This window comes from uncultured Rothia sp. (assembly GCF_937976295.1).
In the GTDB taxonomy this organism is placed as follows: domain Bacteria; phylum Actinomycetota; class Actinomycetes; order Actinomycetales; family Micrococcaceae; genus Rothia.
Genome location: NZ_CALJRY010000052.1, coordinates 1 through 4397 on the forward strand (window position 1 = coordinate 1; position 4397 = coordinate 4397).

Annotated in this window: 4 protein-coding genes; 1 reads left to right on the forward strand and 3 read right to left on the reverse strand. The window is 57.8% G+C overall.

Features of this window, described 5'->3' with window-relative positions:
- Nucleotides 1-163: 163 nt before the first annotated feature.
- A complete protein-coding gene (locus Q0216_RS01440; RefSeq protein WP_298592356.1) occupies nt 164-1141 on the reverse strand; it encodes a hypothetical protein in 978 nt (325 codons plus the stop codon).
- A 63-nt stretch (nt 1142-1204) separates the two neighbouring features.
- Here Q0216_RS01440 and Q0216_RS01445 point away from each other — a divergent pair, with 63 nt between their 5' ends.
- A complete protein-coding gene (locus tag Q0216_RS01445) occupies nt 1205-1906 on the forward strand; it encodes a hypothetical protein (protein ID WP_298592357.1) in 702 nt (233 codons plus the stop codon).
- A 162-nt stretch (nt 1907-2068) separates the two neighbouring features.
- Here the strand turns inward: Q0216_RS01445 and Q0216_RS01450 are convergent, their stop codons facing one another.
- Together Q0216_RS01450 and Q0216_RS01455 are read right to left on the reverse strand one after the other, a co-directional pair.
- Nucleotides 2069-2734 (reverse strand): bifunctional 2-polyprenyl-6-hydroxyphenol methylase/3-demethylubiquinol 3-O-methyltransferase UbiG, encoded by a 666-nt coding sequence (locus Q0216_RS01450; protein ID WP_298592359.1) that lies wholly within the window; start codon nt 2732-2734, stop codon nt 2069-2071.
- 182 nt (nt 2735-2916) lie between these two features.
- A complete protein-coding gene (locus Q0216_RS01455) occupies nt 2917-4029 on the reverse strand; it encodes a MauE/DoxX family redox-associated membrane protein (RefSeq protein WP_298592361.1) in 1113 nt (370 codons plus the stop codon).
- Between the last annotated feature and the right edge of the window lie 368 nt (nt 4030-4397).

Here is a 4397-nt window from a genome sequence, read left to right on the forward strand (position 1 = left end):
TCGGACACCCTGATGTCGCTACGGATAACACCGGCCCTTTCTCAACCCATATAAGCTACGAGCCAGTATGCTCTTCGCTCCTACAGGGGCACCCGTCCTCGCTTCGCTCGGGCACCCTGATGTCGTGTTCAGAGCATACTGGCTCTCGCGCAGCTCAGCGGCTTTAGAAGGAGACTCGGACCGCCTTCGCATCCGCCTCAACCGACGCCTTCAACGTAAACGGAATCTCCTTCTGCACCTGCGAACGCGCACCCGTATACAAATCCAACTGAGTAAACGACACCTTCGCCGTACCCGACATCGGCTTCAACGACCACACACCCGCCGAACTCACACTCACCTGCGGATCAGCCACCTTCTCAACAGACCACTTCACCTCAGAATCCACACGGCCCGTAAACGCATACTCAAAAGGGCACCCACCAGGATAAAGAGTGCTCTGCTGCGTGCACTTCTTCAAATGATCCTGCACCTGCTCCTTCACCGACGACAACGCATTATCACTCGGCTTCAACTCCATACGCACCGAATGATTCGCATCCTGCGCAGTCACCACCTCATTCACCTTCTGCGCCGTATAAACCGTCGAATCATACGACACCGCATACACACCCGGATAAAACACCGGGAACGATGCCGCCCCATCATCCACCGCAACCTTACGGTTATTAATCGTCGCAGCCTCCACACCCTGAATATTCACCTTCACCGACGGCAAAGACGCCTCATCAATAGCCCACTTATCAAAAAAGCCCCAATGCGTACCCGAACGGTGCAAACGAAAATCCGTATGCTGCTGCGAACCCTCCAAAGTATAGGAAGCACGCACCGTCGCATGCTCACCATCGGCGCTAGTCTCCACCACCTCATACGACACCTCACCCAACGAAGACACCGAACGTCTCAAAGCATCCCCATCCAACAGCGACGCATCACCCTCAGGAATCTGCGCACCCAACAAACCACGCGCATACGAACCATTACCCGTACGCAACGCATGAAAATACTCCCGCACCTGACCCGTCGGACCATACACCAGCTTATTCGTCATAACCAGCGCCGCAGCAGCCACAGAAACCGCCACCACAACACCGACCATCCACATTGCCAGGACCCGCTCCACGGGAGAAAAATTACGCATAGAACCAGAGTAACGCAGGTAGTCCGCTAGGTTTCACGCACCGCACACACTAAAGTTGTGTATATGGCAGAACGCGCTCACGAAGTCCCCGCCAAATACGGCGAAGTCAACGAACTATTCCACCCCCGCATGCGCTCCTACGGCAGGCGCATCGAAGCGGCACTCCCCGGCACCATCGTGCTCCTCGCCGCGCTCGCCTTCATCCTCTACAAGCGACCCGCCCTGCCGTACACCATCCTCGTACTGCTCATCGGCACCATCGCAGGCGTCAACCTCTACTCAGTCCTCAAACCCACCATCATCGTCATCACCAAAACCCACGTACTCCGCGCACGCACCTTCGGCTGGTTCGCCGTACCGCTGGAAAACATCGACCACACCATCTACGCCGAAAAGCTCTACCCCAAAAAAGCCTACGGCCAGAAACTCAAAACCGTCGCCGGCCGCCTACGCTACCGCAGCTTCCCCGCCATGTGGGCCGTCGACAAAGACGGCAAACAGCTCATGCGCATCGACGGCCGCGTCTGGGACGGCAAAACCATGCGAGAAGTCTCCTCCAGGCTCTCCGCCCAAACCACCATCTACAAGCAGATCAACGTGGTCAACATGGACAAAGAACACAAGGGACTCATCACCTTCAACGAACTGCACCCCGGCTGGCGCTCCAGCCTCATGACCGCACTCGCCGTCATCATCGTGGTAATCCTCTTTGCCGCATCCTTCATGCCGGAAGAAATCGCCCGCACCATCTACCTCATCCACTAGAACACCCATCCTTCACCGGTGCTCCTTTTCGGATGCGTATCCTCCAAACGCGCAAAGGCCCGGCACCCACCCCACACGGGGCAGGCGCCGGGCCATTCGTATGCCTAGCTCAGACGTGCTACGCGCTAGTTGATGTGCTGCGTGCTAGATGTAGATGAGAGCCTAGCTCGCCGGGCGCGACAGAACCGCCACCAAATACTCCGAAGAACCCTCCACAAACGGGTGCAGCTGCCACGAAGAGTACGTGTTATCAACATTCAAACCAACCTCGCGGGCATCAGCGAGGAACTGCTCAAACGCATAATCACGGCCCGGACCCGAACCGTAACCAACCACCGCACGGCCACCCGGCGCCAGCACGCGACGGAAATTCTCAACCACCGGCTTACGAGTCGAACGAGCCAAGAAACCCATCACATTACCCGCACACACCAGCAGCTCAAAACCGTTCTCCGCCGTAGCATCACCCTCAATGTCCAGCACCTCCGGCAAATCCACCAAATCAGCGGTAATCCACGTAGCATCCGGGCAGACGCGGCGCGCCTCCTCAATCAGCTCAGGATCAATATCAACACCCGTCACACGGTGACCCAGCTCGTGCAGCTGCTTACCCACACGACCGGGACCGGAACCCGCATCAAGAATCTTCGCGCCACGAGAAGCCATAGCATTCAACAGACGAGACTCACCCGCAATGTCATTACCCTCAGCCTCCATCGCCTTGAAACGGTCAATGTACCACTGAGAATGATTCGGGTTGCTCTCCTTCTTAATCAGCCACAGAGACTTATCACGCTCAGCAGGAGTGCTGAAACTCATCATTGCCATAAAAACTCCTTAGACAGGGTTGAGGATGCGCCAGCCGCCACCAGGCACGGTGACCGCGGCGTATAAGCGGTGTGTGCGCTACGTTCTAGCATAGCCCCACCCGGCGTCTGCCGGTAAGGGCAGTCAGCGCCGGACGGGGCTATCGGGGCAGCGGGGGAGACAAGGAAGCTACAGGGGAGCGGTTAGAGGTGGTCACCGCCAGTATTCGACGTGCCCTCAGCAATCGCCTTATGCATCTGCTCCTGACGCTCCTCCTCAGCCAAACGAGCCGCCTCAGCGAACTGCTCCTCAATATCGGTCAGCAGCGCCTCAATCGCCTCATTACCAGCCACCGGGCCGCCAGCAAGCAGACCATCAGCACCCAAAACCACAGCCAACGGCACACCATTACCAAAATTCGCGCGGGCACCGGCCTCACGGTCAATCAGCGGCGTCAAACCCTCCGGCAACGTACCCGCCTTACGCGAGGTCTGCAACGACTCAAGACTCGAATACACCGGATGCAACGCCACCTGCGGCAGACGCTCCTGCCACGAAGCCATCGTCTTCAAAAACTTCACGCAACCAACACACGTCGCCGACACAAACACCAGCACACGCGCCTGATTCTTAGCCAACGCACGCAGATTCGTGTGACGACCATTCTCCAAATACAGCGCCGCATGAGGAATCGGCATACGAACATACTGCTCCTCGCCGTTCTCGTCATACACCGGCTCCGGCAAAATCACCTGAGCCTGCGGCTCCGGCTGCGCCAAAGCGTCACCGCGGCGAACAGCCTCCAACGTCACAGCAATCAGCGCCGCACCAATAACCCACGTCCAGCCGCTATGACCCAGACCCAGCAGAGTGGACACAACACCCGTGCCGCCTCTCAACGCGCTCGCATGCGCGCCAGCCGCCGCCAACAGCAACGCAATATTACGGACCAGCGTGTAACGGCTCACCGGCGCATTCGACTCAGAACCGAAACAATTACAACCAGCAGTACGGCCCGTCGCCAGCGCGCGCGCAATCACCACCGTATAGAACAGCATCAGAATCAACGCCAAACCCGAAGCAATCACCGCAGGCAAACGCACCGGCGACAACAACAGCACCGCTGCCAAAACAATCTCAAACCACGGCAGGATCAGCGACACCGGGCGGGTCGGCGCGATCTTCTCCAAACCAAGATTCTGAATACCGGTCACGGTACTCTGCGGGTCCTTCGCCTTAGCAATACCGCTAATCAACAAAGTCAACGCAACAAGTGCCGTACACAAAACAAGCGGCACAGTAGAGACGGTGAGCATAAAACTCCTAGAGTGAGTGTGCGAAAACAGGAGGCGGCAGCGGCAGTTTTTGAGCAGAACAAACCGCGCGACGTGCCGCCGTGTTATACACGATTTTACGCCCTGCACAGGGGGAATTGTCTCTAGGAGTTAAGCTCTACGAGTTAAGCGGAAAGCGGTATGCGCCCTCGTTCCTGCAGGGGACCCGCCCTCGCTTCGCTTCGGGCACCCTGATGTTGCTTCAGGAAGGTATAGCTGAGCTGCGCGCTTGGTACGCTTTACGCTTCCTTCGCTTGTGCAGGGGATGGGTCGGCACGCTATACACTTCCTTCGCTCCTACAGGGGACCCGCCCTCGCTTCGCTTCGGGCACCCTGATGTCACTTTCGGG

Bases quoted from the DNA above. Each gene is read 5' to 3' on its own strand.
- Q0216_RS01440 (WP_298592356.1), bottom strand. From the start codon at position 1,141: ATGCGTAATTTTTCTCCCGTGGAGCGGGTCCTGGCAATGTGGATGGTC.
- Q0216_RS01445 (WP_298592357.1), top strand. From the start codon at position 1,205: ATGGCAGAACGCGCTCACGAAGTCCCCGCCAAATACGGCGAAGTCAAC.
- Q0216_RS01455 (WP_298592361.1), bottom strand. From the start codon at position 4,029: ATGCTCACCGTCTCTACTGTGCCGCTTGTTTTGTGTACGGCACTTGTT.
- Q0216_RS01450 (WP_298592359.1), bottom strand. From the start codon at position 2,734: ATGGCAATGATGAGTTTCAGCACTCCTGCTGAGCGTGATAAGTCTCTG.